Below are 14,757 nucleotides of genomic sequence, written 5' to 3'. Positions count from 1 at the left end.
AATATGTTGAAGCATGTAAAATATTGGCTGGTATATGGCTGTTTCGCCGCTAGTTTCGCTGCCTGTAATCAAATGACAGAACAAAGGGGCAATCAGGACCAGGCGAACGATACCACCAGGGCGCCGACACCTGCGCCAACGGAAGACAGGCCCACTTTTAAGCTGGATACAACGTATAAAGATTATCGCTTCAGCATTTCGACCAGGGGAGATGCCACACTGCGCAACCTCTACATAGGCATCGGCACCATCAGGGACTCATCCCGGATGGACACTATCATTGAAAAAGATATAAAGGGAAACGTTGGCAGAGTAGCTGTGGCGGATATCGACAAAGATGGTCAGCCGGAGATATATGTCTTTAGTATTTCCGGTGGTGCGGCGCTGAACGAAAGTGTGTATGGCCTCGTGATCGGGAAGAATGGAGCGCTGAAAATCAATACCAGCGATGTTGACAGCTTAAACGCAAAAGATTACCGGGGAAGAGATTCTTTCTTCGTTCAAAAGAACGAACTGGTGCGGACATACCCGGCTTTTGAAGAAGGGCAGCAGCACGCGTTGACTACGGATGCCCGTAAAATTATCAGGTACAAGCTGGTAAAATCCGGTGACGGCTATACGTTGAAAACCCAATAAATATTTAGAGATTTACGGATTTTGGAATTTTGGGATTTTGGGATTTTATTTGATCATTCCCAAAATTCCAAAATTCCAAAATCCCAAAATCCCAAAATTCCAAAATCCGTAAATCTCTAAATGTTTGTTATCTGTGATACACAATTCCTTTGTTGCTCCAGCGGGCATAAAAACGCTGCAGCGCTTTCTCAAAAGCCTTGAAGTCCTTATTGGCAGGCAATGTCCAGCCATCCTCTGCATAGGCTGCAATGCGGGGATATACTCTCTCTTCCATTGACACTTCATCGGGAATCCATTCTCCCCACATCTGGCAGCCTGTACCCAGGATTTTAGCGTGGTATTTGGCATCCAGCCCGGCAGGGATGGGGTCGAAGCTGTATGCTTTTTCCAGCGGTATCTGTTCGTAATTGTAATCGAGGTAGGTGGCGGCATGGTAGGAGTTGACCACATCGTATCCTTTTGATACGGCATCATTGATCAGCTTCAGTTCTCCTTTCCAGAACTGTACCACCGTACCGGGGGCCAGCTGGGTGGTGCCTACGTCTTTGCTGTCATTGTATTCGTGCAGTTTGGCGCCCATGATTTCATTCCATCCCATCATCCGGCGTTGTTTACCGGCCAGGTAAGCGGAGATGCTGTTGGTGAAATAAATCTGTAGGTCGGCGGGAGTCGCCAGTTGATGTGCTTTCATATATGCCTGTACGCCGGCATCGGCTTTCCATTGGTCATACTTTACTTCATCGCCTCCAATATGGACAACTTTGGAGGGGAAGAGCTGCATCACTTCATCCAGCACATCATGCAGGAAGGTGACTACTTTCGGATCGGCTACGTTGTAGACATCGTAGTGTACGCCGAATTTCCCCGGTACCCTGATGGGCGTTTGTTTGGTGCCCAGCCAGGGGTAGGCGGCGATGGCCGCGGCGGAGTGCCCAGGCATCTCTATTTCCGGGATAATGGTAATATGACGGGCGGTGGCATAGGCGATAATATCGCGGACCTGTTCCTGTGTATAGAAACCCTCATGTGGTTTGCCGTCATAGGTGGTGCTGTTCCAGCTGCCGGTCTGCGTAGAGTCACGGTGACCACCCACTTTAGTCAACAGGGGATACTTTTTGATTTCGATGCGCCAGCCCTGATCGTCTGTCAGATGCCAGTGGAATGTGTTCATTTTCAGGGCGGCCATTTCATCGAGCAGTTTTTTTACGGCTGCTGCGCCTTTAAAATGACGGCCTTCATCGAGCATAAAAGATCTCCAGCCGAAGCGGGGTTTGTCCTTTATCTCCACGCCGGTGATCACGAAGGCTTCGTCTTTGAAGCCGATCAGCTGCTGGAGGGACTGGATGCCATAAAACACACCGGCATTGGTTGCGGCGGTGATGGTGGCCCCGGCAGGAGTTACTTTCAGGAGATAGCCTTCCTTGCCCAGGGTAGAATCCAGCTTTTCGTCCAGTGATAAACGGATATAATTGTTTTGAGCGGCAGGTTGTATGGGAAGCTTCAGATGGGTGCGGTCGTTAAAGGCTTCCTGGAGGTATTTAGCCTCTCCGGCACTTTTGCCACCGACGATGGCAGTAGTACCGGAGAGTTTAAAAACGCCGGTGGTAGTGGTTACCTGCGTTGGTTGCGGTATAAGGCGTTGTGCGTGCAACCTTTTGGCAGTCACGGCCAGCAACAGGCAACTGCTGATAACCATGGATTGAAATCTGAGCATATATGTATTTTATTGTTCACAAATCTAACGAGCGATAAAATACAAAAAAATCTCATATTTAAATGCCTCAGGCCACTTCTACCTTTTCCCGTGAAACGGCTATATCGGTGATCGCCTCGGAATAGAACACAGGCGGTACGTGTCCAAGGGGCAGGAGGCAGTCATCCGTTTCTTTGTCCGGATTTCTGGACCAGCGTTGCCGCACTTTGGTTTTGTCCACAAAATAGAGGGTGCCCAGTTTGTACCGGAAACCTTCTTCTTTATAGATGCTGCTCATTTCCACAATTACTTCCAGCTGGTTTTCGTCATCTGTTTTGTGATAGGCATACACATATTTGCCGTCACTGCCTTCACTGAGTTTCCAGCCTTTTTGTTCCATGTGTTTATTGAGCAGGGTGCTTTCGAGGGCGATGTCTTCAAAGTCATGTACCAGCGTGGTGTCGGCCTGCTGCGGCGGAATGGCGGCCACGGGCCTGTCCAGCTGCGGAAATACGGCTTCAATACCATCTTCGGCAAAGCGTTGTTTCCATTGGGAGAGCGCTTCGCTGCTGAGGTACAGTGGATGAAGCACACGAATGGAAGCGCCGGCGGGAATCGTTACCGGCTGCCCCTGCAGGTCGGTGAGGTGATCGGCATCACGGCACTGGAAACCGGTGATCAGCTGGTCCTGCGCGTCGTACAATGCCCAGAGTAACCGTGTGGCATATACGAACATGATAGGATGGTGCAGGAAACACTGTTGCCATTGCGCCGGCTCCCATTTGCGCTGTACTACGAGGAAATGTTCCAGCCTGGCGGTCTGCAGCTTTACGGTTTCGGCGATGGCCTTGCCCAGCTGTTTGATGGCTTCTTTAGTATGGGCCGGAGTGGCCACCGGGATGGATTTCAGTTTTCTTTGCCTGTTATTGATAACAGCAGGTTTGAACTGCTGGTCGATATACAGCTGGTAGATGTCTCCTTTTACTTCAAAAGGAAGGAACATACCTTTGAAACCATAATCTGGTACGATACGATCGCCCAGTTCATGTATGGTGATGCCCAGTTCAGCGGCGGCATACTGCATACCGGCTAGTGCGGCCGCGCCTATATTGGATTTACGGACACGGTATTTGCGGGACAGGTACTCCACCGTTTGCAGCGCCTGTTTGCTGCCATGCAGCGCCAGCGCGCCAATGCCATGTTCGGCCATGCGGAGCCTTTTTTCACTGATCCATTGCATGACGGCCTGCTCCAGCGTCGCTGCCAGCGCATCGTCACCGGTGAGGCCGGCCAGTGCCAGCAGGTATTTTGTTTTGGCGTCGCCGTTGCGGGACAGGTACAGGTGAAAGAGGTGCATGGCGAATTCGCCGCTGCGGGAGCGGTCTATCAGTCGCAGGAGCGGCCGGGCTTCGATATCGGGGCGGAACTCGTCCACGCGCGACATACGGTAAAGGAGAAAACGCGTCATGTCCAGGTTCAGCGCGGCGCCGTTGACCAAATAGGCTGGTGGCAGTGCGCTGTCGTCCAGCCATTTTTCGAGCGGACGGGAAAGTTTGAACCTCTTTTTCGCAAAGGCCACCAGCTGTTGTGCAGTGGTGATATCGTCTTCTTCGGCTAAAGTCTGGCCGAGCGTTTCCAGCATCAGGTCGCGGGCATCGTCGTTGATCTCCTGCTGGAGGGCCTGTTGCAGCAGCTGTTTGGCTTCCGGTGTATTGAGCCTGCAGAGTATCTGCACGGCGGTAAGCCTTTGTTCTGCTTTTTTATGCTGTAACAGCTCGCCGGCACGTTCCAGCGCCTGCGGATGGTCTGCCAGTATAACGGCTACGAGCGTACGTACAGACTTCAGTTTGTGCAGGGTGAAATCCCAGAGCCTTTCGGCATAGAGGGGCGCATCCAGTTGCGTGAGCAACGGGAAAATATGTTTGGCTTCGTAATCGTTGTCGATGGCTTTGAGCAACAGGGGAACGGACTGGTTGCCCAGTTCCTGCTGCATCACCTGGAATACTTCCGGGTGCAGGTACTTTCGCTCCTCTACATAGGTATCGAGATAGGGGAGCGCCTGTTGCCGGTCCTGACGCAGTAGTTGTATTACCGCTATCACATCGGGCGCCGGCAGCTGTGTTGTGCCGCCCATAGCGGCCTGTTGCTGACGGAAGGCCTGGCTGGTAAGGCCGCTGTTCTGTTCCTGGAGATAGGCGTATGCTGCTTTTAACAGTAGTGGTTCATAGTGTTCCGATTGATAGTGTGCCAGCAGATAATAACCACACAATTGTGCTGTATAATCAGGTAAAGAGGACAGATGGGAGACGGATTTTTCTATCAGCGGCCGGTATTTGTCGGGATTGAGATGCAGCAATACGCGTGACAGCTCCACGTTGACAAATCCTTTGCCGGGCTGGAGAAGGATATGCTCCAGGTACTCCATTTCGCGGTCCGGATGTCCTTTGGACAGGAGCCGGAAAAAGAGGGAGTTCCATCCATGGTCTTTCCAGGTGCGCAGGTAAGCGTCTACGGTGGGCCACTCCGCGCTTTTGATCAGGTCCTGTAAGAATTTACGCAGCGGCGTGAATTTCAGCGGTGTCAGGTCAAAGTTGTTGCCATCGCCGGAGTAGACGATCAGGATAGAGCCGATGTCTTCGGTGGTGCATCCTCTTTGCTGGAGATAGTTGGTAAAGTAGCTGAAGCGCAGTACGATGGCGGATGCGGAACCGGGTGTGTCCAGCATGGGCACCACGTGTTGCAGGAACCGCTCCCGGCAATGTTGCCAGACGAGGGGATCGGCCAGCAGCTGTAACACCAGCCGGTCATTGTCGTCCCACTGGTCGGGTAATTTCAGCAGCTGTACAAAGATGCCCATTTCGCGGGCGACCGTTGCATCGGTGCATACAGGAGGGAGAATGGTTTGCCCGGTAAGGAAAGCTACCCCGTCCTGCAGCAGCCCTGATTGGCCGCTGTCTTCATAAAGCTGTTGCTGTCGTTCGATAAAAGGTAGTATAGTTTCCTTAGTATATGGCATAAGGCTTAAATAGGTTCTTTATTTTTTCAGGACGATTTCCTCTCTGGATGCCCATTGGGCGATGTCCTGTTTGCTCAGTGCCATGGCCATCATATCCGGGAATTTGTCTGGTGTGCAGGCAAATACCGGGATACCAAGTGTAGCGAGGAACTGTGCATTTTCATGATCATATGAGGGTGCGCCTTCGTCATTGAGCGCCAGTAACACCACTACCTGCACGCCACTGGCGGCCAGGTCGGTAAAGCGTTTACGCATGCCTGTTTCATCGCCGCCTTCAAACAGGTCGGTGATCACTACCAGTACGGTATCCGCCGGCCGGGTGATCAGTTGCTGGCAGTACTGCAGCGCCAGATGGATGTCAGTGCCGCCGCCCAGTTGTACGCCAAACAGCAATTCTACCGGGTCCTGCAGCTCTTCCGTCAGGTCGGCCACAGCCGTGTCAAACACTACCATCTTCGTTTGTACGGCAGGGATAGAAGCCATCACTGCGCCGAAGATGCCGGAGTAGACTACAGAGGTGCCCATAGATCCGCTCTGGTCCAGGCATAATACTACGTCTTTGAGCGCAGATCTTTTACGGCCGTAGCCGATCAGTGTTTCTGGAATGACGGTTTTATATTCCGGTTGATAGTGTTGTAAGTTTTTTCGGATGGTCAGGTCCCAGTTGATTTCCTGGTGACGGGGCCGCCGGTTGCGGATGCTCCGGTTAAGACTGCCGGTAATGGCCTGTTGCATGGGCTGCGACAGCTTTTTGAGCAGTTCGTCCACTACTTTTTTTACCACTTGTCTGGCGGTGTCTTTGGTTTTTTCCGGGATCACGCGGCTGAGGGTCATCAGGGTTGCGACCAGGTGTACATCGGGTTCCACGTTTTGCAGCATTTCTTTCTCCAGCAGCATGGAGGTGAGGTCCAGCCGTTTAAGGGCATCTTTCTGCATCACCTGTACTACGGAGGAGGGGAAATAACTGCGGATGTCGCCCAGCCAGCGGCTAACGTTGGGCGACGAGGCGCCCAGCCCGCCTTTGCGGTTGCTGTCGTAGAGGGCTTCCAGCGTTTTGTCTACCTGAAGGTCGGTCTTATTGAGGGTAAAACCAGTACCGTCATTGTTGTCGCCTCCCAGGATCAGCCGCCATCGTCGTATATTTTCTTCCATTATTCTGCCTGGTTTTCAGGGTGAAAAAATCCCAACATCTTCATCACCACCGGGATGCCAAGGGCGGCCCGGGTATCGTCTATGCCGCCGGTCGCGGTGGTTGGCGCCGGACCGCCGCCGGTTCCTGTCGTTACTTTTTCCCCCAGTTTTTTTCTTTCCGGGGCGGTAAAGTTAGAAAAGGTGCGGCGTAATAATGGCAATATCTGCATGAAAATATCATTTTCCAACTGTTCCACCCAACTACATACCATTTGCCAGAGGGTATCGTCCAGTAGCAGGAGGGTACCGCTGCCTTTGAGAAAACCTTCCAGCCAGGCAGCTGCCACGGCGGGCGCGTTGGCTACGGACATGGCCATACTGAAGCGGTTGAAAAGTGTTTCGCTGTTAAGTATTTTAAAGTCGAACAACAGGCGGGAGGCGTAGCCGGCGATCACCGGGGCCGATTGGCTATTGGCCGAAATGGCCTGTAAAGTGCCGGTCCATGCGGCGGTCAGGTCGGCAAGCTGCAACAGGTTGATGGCGTCGTTCATGGCCTGGAACTGGTCCAGCAGTTCCAGCGCGGCATCTTCCCCTACGGCGGTGCAGGCGGCCGGTAAGCTGATACATACCCGGCTGATCATGCTCTCCACGATGTTCAACACCAGCTCCGCGTCTGTTTTGCGTACGTTACCGTAGCGGGTGATGTTTACCAGCGACGGTACGACTTCCAGTAGTTGCAGCACGTCGCCGGCAGCGGCGGCGAGGTTGTTGATCCTTAATATCAGCGCGTCTACTACTTTGGGCAGTTCTGCCGGCAGTGCGGATTCCAGCATCCGGCATACGTCCCGGAGGGTTGCTGTTTTACCGGATACGTCCAGGATATATTGGGTCACCGCTTCAAGTAAGGTGTTGCCCCAGCTGCCTTTTTCGATGATGTCTACGGAAAATGACGGGTCCCATTGCAGGCGCCATTGTTCTTTAAAGGTGCCTTTGCCGGAAGTCTGCTGCCGGTCGCCCCAGCGGATGCCCAGCAGTTCCAGGCGATGCAGGAAGATACTGCGCTCCAGGTCCGTGTCTTTACGGAGGTCCAGCACATAGTCTTTAAAATCTGCTGTCTGCGGCAGCCGCAGCTTTTTCTGCAACCGCTCTATATCGGTCTGCAGCGGCGGTTTGGGAATATCGGAGGGTACCTGTCCGATGCGGTTGCTGACGATCAGTTCATCCCGTATCAACTGCATCAGCACATCTTCTCCGTTGCACAATACGCTGAGGGTGGCCTCGTTGAGTTCTTCGAGACCGGGGCGGGCGTACTGCCGCAATGAGGCCAGTGCATTGGCCAGCCGAACGGCTTCCAGCACATGGGCAACGGAAGTGTCTTTTTGCTGTTCGCGGAACAGCTTCGCTATCAGCGCCATCCAGCGGGTGCCGTCGTCAGCCGGGTGGTCCCAGATATGTTGGTACCATCCGGGGGAAGGCACGCCGGCGCCATAACCGCTCTCATAACTCAAACGGCTGTACGTCCACGGTATCCAGGTACAATCTATCTTAACTTTGGGCAGTCCTTTCAGCAGATCGTTATCTGCCTTCTGCGTGGGCATATTTTTTAATGCGGGCGCATGCCAGGCGCCGCATATCACGGCAATGCGGGTGTACATTTCCTTCTCCGCCTGCCGTATCATTTTACGCATCCAGGCTTCGCGCAACTGTTCCATGCGGCTGCCGCGGGAGGGGAGTTCGTCGCGCAGGGCTTCCATCGCGTCGCTGACGGCCTCGAACACCTGGTCGTCCTGTTGCCGGTATTCAAACATATGTTCCCACCATCTTTCGCCGTCGTCATGCCCGTCGGCGTGGGCGAGGTAGGCGATGGGATCATGGCGGAAAGCGGCCGGGATCAGCTGTTGGGCTGGTAGTTCTTCTTCGTCGCTGTCAATTACAGCTTCCAGGTCGGGTTCTCCGGGGAGGGACTGTACGCGGGCGTGGGCGAGTTCCGGGGCCGGACCATCTGTTCCCGCAGGGGGGTGTTCCGCTGTTTCCTGTTGCCGGAGGGCGGCTTCGGCAGCCGCCTGTTTTTCTTTCCCGATGGCAAAAACATGTGTCAGCGGCAGGTCCATAAACCGCACGGGGATATGCTGCCGCTGGGCGTAGCCGATCGCCTGCCATTCGGGGGAGTATTCGGCGAAGGGGTAAAAGCAGGAGTGCTGTGGGTCATCAGGCTGGTACACCAGTATGGCCACTGGTGGTTTGAGTGCCTCATGGCCGGCCCATGAAAGGATGCTGTCAGCTTCCGGCGGGCCTTCCACCAGCACAATATCGGGCTGCAGCGCTTCCAGGAAGTTTTTAACGTTCCTGGCAGAGCCGGGCCCATGGTGCCGGATTCCAAGTATATGAACAGACATGATTACACGGTTAGGTTATTGCAAATCGCGGCAGGCACGGTATACATCTTTCCACTCATCGCGGGTTTTTACAACAGTCTCCAGGTATTCCTGCCATACCAGTTTATCCTGTACCGGGTCTTTTACTACGGCGCCGATGATACCGGCGGCGAGATCGGCGGCGGTGAGGCGGCCGTCGCCGAAGTAGGCGGCGAGGGTTAAACCGTTATTGACAACGGAGATGGCTTCAGCGGTGCTGAGCGTGCCTCCGGGCGATTTGATTTTTGTTTTGCCGTCTTCCGTCACCCCGTTGCGCAGTTCGCGGAAGATGGTAACAATGCGGCGTATCTCTTCCAGCGCGGGCTTTTCGGCGGGCAGTTCCATCACTTTCTCGAAGCTTTCCACTCTTCTCTTCACGATGTCTATCTCTTCTTCCATAGTGCCGGGCACGGGTAGTATTACGGTGTTAAAACGGCGCTTCAGTGCGCTGGACAGTTCGTTGACGCCCTTATCACGGTTGTTGGCCGTGGCGATCAGGTTAAAACCTTTAGCGGCCTGTACTTCACTGTTCAGTTCCGGGATGGGCAATGTTTTCTCAGAGAGGATGGTGATCAGTGTATCTTGTACATCGGCGCCAATACGCGTCAATTCTTCAATACGGGCGATTTTACCTTCCTGCATGGCGCGCATGACCGGTGTTTCCACGAGCGCCTGGCGGGAAGGTCCTTCTGCCAGCAGGCGGGCATAGTTCCAGCCGTAACGGATGCTCTCTTCACTGGTGCCGGCAGTGCCTTGTACGATACGGGTGGAGTCGCCGCTGATGGCGGCCGCCAGGTGTTCGCTGACCCAGCTTTTGGCGGTTCCGGGCAGACCGTACAACAACAGGGCGCGGTCGGTGGCCAGGGTGGCGACCGCAATTTCCATCAGTCTTTTGCTGCCGATATATTTAGGGCTCACCTCAAATCCGTTTTTCAGTTTGCCGCCGATCAGGTAAGTCACCACAGCTTGCGGCGACATCAGCCAGTTATGGGGTCGTTTGCCGCTGTCCTGTTTTTTCAGCTCTTCCAGTTCGGTGGCGTAGAGTGCCTCTGCGTGTTGGCGTAAGGTATCAGACATGGTATATAATAGTTTAGCTGTTTTTGGTAAATGATTGCTGAATGAATGTTTTAATCTGTAAAAGGCCCACCAGGTGCATGGAAATGGATTTCCAGTAGGTCTGGTAGTTCTCGTTCTCCGCAGAGATCTCATCCAGTGCGGATTTCACGGAAGCGGGGATGAGCGTGATAAAATCGCCCATTGTCCGTTGTGAGTAAGTGTAAGGGTTTTTAGCGCAGAACCGGAGTATTTTCATGGCCAGTTCTTCGCTCCATACCTGTTGCAGTTGCCCTACATAGTTCATCACCAGGCTGCTGTGGGCGTCGAAGTGCTGCAGGATATAGGTGTCCTGCTGATCGGCCGGCAACAGCGGCAGCAGCGTCATGTGAAAGGTATCGCTGTGCTGTACCAGCGAAAGGGCGCGTTTTTCATCGGCAAACCAGCTGATCGCCTGTACCAGCGAGGGCACAAAAGGTTTCAGTGTTTTCTGCTGATGAAACAGGTCGGCCACTTCTTCAAAGGAAGCGCTAAAATGTTCTTCCCACATCCTCGGGTGCACCAATGCCACCAGTTGTGACAGGATGTATTCATCGTCAGAAACGCGGGCATTGTTGCTGAGTTTATCGATGCCTGTTTTGAAGATCTCCGTGTCCGGCGGGATGGCGGCAGTCACCGTCACTTTGCCTTTGTGGTCTGTCCGGATGGAGTTTTCCAGTATCAGCCGGTATTGTTCATGCAGGCTGCTGCCGGGGATTTTCTTCAGCAGGGTGAGGGCAACTTCTTTTACCTGTTTACTTTTTTCATTCAGCAGCGCTTCCAGCCAGGGGGCGTCTTCCATGCCGATGCCGGTGGAGAGGGCGCCGAGCAGTTCCGCTTTTACGGCGGCGCTTTCCTGCGGCCAGGTGGCCTGCAGTAGGGCACGGGCATCGGCCGGCTGTTCGCGGCGGATGCGGGTAAGGGCATCCAGCCGTTGTGCGGTGGTGCCGTTCTCCCACATTTCTTCGGTGGTGTCTGCCACCACGGAGAAGTTCCATTCCCGGTTGAACTGCGCGAGCCACTCGCCACGTTTGCCGCAACAGGCGGCTGCGAGGTTGCGCAGGGATTTATGCCGGCTGGCATTCTCCAGGATACGCGGCAGGTATTCCGGTGGAAGTATCTGTTGGTGGCGGGTGCATAGTTCCATCCAAAGGGTCAGCAGCGGGATGTTTTCACTGTCCAGCGTATGATGGAGGGCCTGGATGGCGGTCGCGCTGCAATACGTTTTGGTTTCCGGCGGACATACCGTCATGGTGGAGGGGCCGCCGGCCGTGGCCATGGCGCCGCTTTGCCGATAGTTGAACACGAGCGCGGCCAGTTGCAGGAACTGCTCTTCCCGGTCTGTTTCCGGCGCGGCCAGCACAGTGCCGGCTGCGGCCTGGAGCGGGCCGGGGAGGCTGCCGGTGTCCGGTTGTTTTTTGGCTGTGCCCAACAGGGCTATATTTATGATGTCGTTCCAGGACTGCATCGTCGTTTACTTAAAAGTTGTTAAGGTGCCGTTTGTCTTTTGTTTTTCGGGCAGACGACCGGGCTTTCCCGGCAGGCGCGCTTTTGACGGGCTTCGCCTGTTAGAGTGCCGGTTGTCTTAAAATCTTTTCTGCTGGCAGACGACCGGGCTTTTCCCGGCAGGCGCGCTTTTGACGGGCTTCGCCTGTTAGAGTGCCGGTTGTCTTAAAATCTTTTCTGCTGGCAGACGACCGGGCTTTTCCCTGACCGGGCGTTTATAACGGTCACGTCTATACCGGCGTCAGGTTACAGTACTTTATATGCCTGCTGGTACCATACCCCGATGGGTTCATAGTGCGTTTCACGGCCGATGACTGCCATCGGCAGCGGCTCGCCGCCACTGAGGGCCAGCAGTTTCCACAGGCCGCGGAAGTCGGGCCGTAGCTGCATTTCCTGTTGTTGTTCGTCACGCAGCCACCACTGCCCGTCGCGTTGTACCGGCGTGAGTGCTGCGATCGTATATACCTGGTCGTTATAAAGCGGCAACTGGCTGCTGACCTGCGTTTGAGCGGTCAGGACACCTGCCCAGCCATCATACCCGTGAAACTGATGGTCTGCCGGCGCCGCCTGCTGTGTTTTGATCAGCGCCCGCATAGGGGCGGCAGAAGGGTAGTAGACCAGTTCTGCCCTGATGCAGCTGCCGGGGGCGGGCATCAGTTGTACCTGTGGCTGGTGGCGGATGGTGAACTGCAGCACCAGTGCCGGGCGGCGGGTTGTGAGGCCGTATAGCCAGTATCGTTCGGTGATCAGCCGGTCGTCTTCGGTGCTCTGTTTGCCGAGGACCAGCCAGGTATCTGTGATGCCGTTTTGTGTTTTAAGTTCTTCCTGCGATTGGGAGTAACCGATGAGCGTCCTGATATCCTGCTGAAGGGCGGGTTCCAGCCGGTCCTGGTGGAGATAGGCTTTTGCGGCCAGGTAAAGCCGCAGCAGCTGGTCCATAAAGATGGTTTGCCAGCCGTCGCTGTAATAACTGATTTCCGCCATTTCCCGGAGTATGGCAGCCAGGCCGGACGCCTGGGCGTCTACCATGCGGCGGGCCATGTTTTCGCACATATCGGCGCCTTTGTCAGGCACACCGATCAGGCCGTTCCGCACGAGGTCTTTTATCCACCGGAGCAGTTCGTCCAGCCCGTCGCTCACTTTACGGTGCCGGGCCTCCTGCCGTTTGTTTTGTGCGGCCTCGTCCACCGGTTTGGCGTCGGTAGCCTGCTGCGCTTTTTTCTCTGCTTTCTCCGTTCGTTTGCTGATCCAGTCTGTTACCCATGCCGGCTGCTCCTGTTGGATAAAGGAGGCCTTCTCGCGGGCGTAGTACAATAAAAGGCCTACGCCATGTTTACAGGGGAATTTTCGGCTTGGGCAGCTGCAACGGAACGCCATGGCGCCGGTGTCTACCTGTGTCTGATAAGGCTTGCTGCCGCTGCCCTGACATTCGCCCCAGAGGGCCGCCTCACTGAAGCCTGTGCTAACCCATTTCGCCGGTTTGGCCAGCTCTTTTCCCGCTTTGCGGGACGATTCATCGGGTGCCATCGCCAGCACCTGTTCTTCCGTTAGGTCCAATGATGTAGTTGTTTTGTTATTACCATCCATTTAATCTGCCGCATGCATCAAAATAACCCAAAGTAGTTGTTGATGAACAATGCTACAAATTAAATAATTTCATAAAATAAAAGCCAAATATCGGTGAATACTACGCAATGTATATAGTAACAACGCATTTTTCGGCCTAAAAATAGTCTTTTAAAAAATGGGGAATAGTTACAATAGAAGTTTAGATAGAGTTAGCAAATGACTCATTATTATACAGTTAGAATGATTATTTAAAGTTAAATTATGGATGTTTTGTATCCAGAGCCGGCATTGTCAGCATAAAATAACGGGAAAAGAAGAAACTTTTCTTCTGCCGGGAGGATACTTTTACCGCTGGCACAGGCGGGTATTAACGCTCACCTTCAGCTACAATCGGTGACAGCGCCGCCGGCGGTAACAGAAAAAACCGTCGGCGATGAAGCAGAAAAACGCAAAAGCCATATGCAATACTATCTTTTAATAGCAGGGAACTTCTCCTCCCAGACGCCTGATCGTGGTCTGCAGCAGCTGTACCCGCTCCAGCAGGTGACTGACAGCCTCCAATCCTTCCATATTAATCAGCAGATCGAAATGCAGCCGCATGTATTTTTCCAGCAGGGGCAGCTGGTCGTAATGCAGGTAAGTGGATTGTTCCTCCCGCATTAGTACGATCAGTCCGTGGTCGTCCAGGTCAAACAGGAAGGAAGTGGCTATATTGTAATGCTGACTACATTGTTCTACCGTCAGTTTATCAGTGTTTTCCATACGGCATGATTTTATCGTTCTTCGGATAATTGCTGAAACAATGCTTTTTCTTTCTCAGAAAGATGCGTGGGCAACCGGATTTGCCAGGTGACATATAAATCGCCAAACACCCCTTCCTGTTTGTATACGGGAAACCCTTTGCCTTTCAATCGTACTTTCAGGCCATTTTGCGTTTCCGGAGCGATCTTTAGTTTCACCTTTCCGCCCAGGGTATCAACGATCTGCTCCCCGCCTAAGAGCGCTTTGTACAGGTCCAGCGGCACGTCGCAATAGAGGTCATTTCCCTTCCGGGTAAAATTGGTATCGTTTTTAATCCCGAAGGTGATATACAGGTCGCCCTTGGGACCGCCGTTGACACCGGGCCCTCCATAATGAGCGAGTTTGATCTCCTGACCGTCTTCGATGCCCGCCGGTAACGTAATCCGGATATTTTGCCCGTTTATGGTAAAGGTCTGCTTATGCGTGGTATAGGCTTCCGTAAGCGTTATCTCAAGTTTCGCATGGATGTCCTGCCCGCGGAACCGGCTTTGTTTTCTGCCACCGCCACCGCCAAACATGGATGAAAAAAAGTCGGAGAAATCACCGCCCTCTCCGGTATAGGTGTAATGCTGCCCGCCTCCAAACGGATTACCCTCATATCCGGCCTGGCTTTCATAAGCGCTTTGCTGCCGCCTGGCCTCTTCAAACTGGTCCGCATGTTTCCAGTCCTTACCATACTGGTCATACTTTTTGCGTTTTTCAGGATCGCTGAGCACTTCGTGGGCTTCGTTGATCTGTTGGAACGTCCTGCCAGCCTCCGGATTATCAGGATTCAGGTCAGGATGATGTTTGCGGGCAAGTTTCCGGTAGGCTTTTTTGATGTCCTCCGGGGAAGCATCTTTGCTGACACCTAAAGTTTTGTAATAGTCGATGTAGTCCATATCATCCCGTATTCATTT

General features: G+C 53.7%; 10 protein-coding genes. 1 reads left to right on the top strand and 9 read right to left on the bottom strand.

Annotated features, from left to right (window positions below; genetic code table 11):
• Window positions 1-3: 3 nt before the first annotated feature.
• Window positions 4-636: a hypothetical protein gene (locus B5D63_RS20070; protein ID WP_078670632.1), complete on the top strand. Its 633-nt coding sequence runs from the start codon at window positions 4-6 to the stop codon at window positions 634-636.
• A gap of 127 nt (window positions 637-763) precedes the next feature.
• Here the strand turns inward: B5D63_RS20070 and B5D63_RS20065 are convergent, their stop codons facing one another.
• The 9 genes from B5D63_RS20065 to B5D63_RS20025 all read right to left on the bottom strand — a co-directional run bounded on the left by B5D63_RS20065 (window position 764) and on the right by B5D63_RS20025 (window position 14,739).
• A complete protein-coding gene (locus B5D63_RS20065; RefSeq protein ID WP_078670631.1) occupies window positions 764-2,350 on the bottom strand; it encodes a beta-N-acetylhexosaminidase in 1,587 nt (528 codons plus the stop codon).
• Between the two features lie 67 nt (window positions 2,351-2,417).
• Window positions 2,418-5,345 (bottom strand): DUF4132 domain-containing protein, encoded by a 2,928-nt coding sequence (locus tag B5D63_RS20060; RefSeq protein ID WP_078670630.1) that lies wholly within the window; start codon window positions 5,343-5,345, stop codon window positions 2,418-2,420.
• Window positions 5,346-5,363: 18 nt separating this feature from the next.
• Window positions 5,364-6,497 carry a VWA domain-containing protein gene (locus B5D63_RS20055; RefSeq protein ID WP_078670629.1) on the bottom strand — a complete coding sequence of 378 codons (1,134 nt, stop codon included), beginning with the start codon at window positions 6,495-6,497 and terminating at the stop codon, window positions 5,364-5,366.
• The gene (locus B5D63_RS20050) at window positions 6,497-8,872 is read right to left on the bottom strand and encodes a DUF5682 family protein (RefSeq protein ID WP_078670628.1); all 2,376 of its coding nucleotides are present in this window, start codon (window positions 8,870-8,872) and stop codon (window positions 6,497-6,499) included. Before B5D63_RS20050 ends, B5D63_RS20055 begins: the two co-directional genes overlap by 1 nt.
• Window positions 8,873-8,887: 15 nt before the next feature.
• The gene (locus B5D63_RS20045; protein ID WP_078670627.1) at window positions 8,888-9,967 is read right to left on the bottom strand and encodes an ATP-binding protein; all 1,080 of its coding nucleotides are present in this window, start codon (window positions 9,965-9,967) and stop codon (window positions 8,888-8,890) included.
• Between the two features lie 13 nt (window positions 9,968-9,980).
• Window positions 9,981-11,450, bottom strand: a complete 1,470-nt coding sequence (locus B5D63_RS20040) for a DUF5691 domain-containing protein (RefSeq protein ID WP_078670626.1) — start codon at window positions 11,448-11,450, stop codon at window positions 9,981-9,983.
• A gap of 284 nt (window positions 11,451-11,734) precedes the next feature.
• Window positions 11,735-13,045 carry an SWIM zinc finger family protein gene (locus B5D63_RS20035; protein WP_078670625.1) on the bottom strand — a complete coding sequence of 437 codons (1,311 nt, stop codon included), beginning with the start codon at window positions 13,043-13,045 and terminating at the stop codon, window positions 11,735-11,737.
• A gap of 486 nt (window positions 13,046-13,531) precedes the next feature.
• Window positions 13,532-13,819, bottom strand: coding sequence for a chaperone modulator CbpM (locus B5D63_RS20030; protein WP_078670624.1), 288 nt, complete (start codon window positions 13,817-13,819; stop codon window positions 13,532-13,534).
• Window positions 13,820-13,830: 11 nt separating this feature from the next.
• Window positions 13,831-14,739: a DnaJ C-terminal domain-containing protein gene (locus B5D63_RS20025; RefSeq protein ID WP_078670623.1), complete on the bottom strand. Its 909-nt coding sequence runs from the start codon at window positions 14,737-14,739 to the stop codon at window positions 13,831-13,833.
• Window positions 14,740-14,757: the final 18 nt, after the last annotated feature.

It is taken from the genome of Chitinophaga eiseniae (assembly GCF_900167135.1).
Taxonomy (GTDB): domain Bacteria; phylum Bacteroidota; class Bacteroidia; order Chitinophagales; family Chitinophagaceae; genus Chitinophaga; species Chitinophaga eiseniae.
Note: the sequence above shows the minus strand (reverse complement) of the source record. Positions and strands in the feature narration are given on the sequence as shown.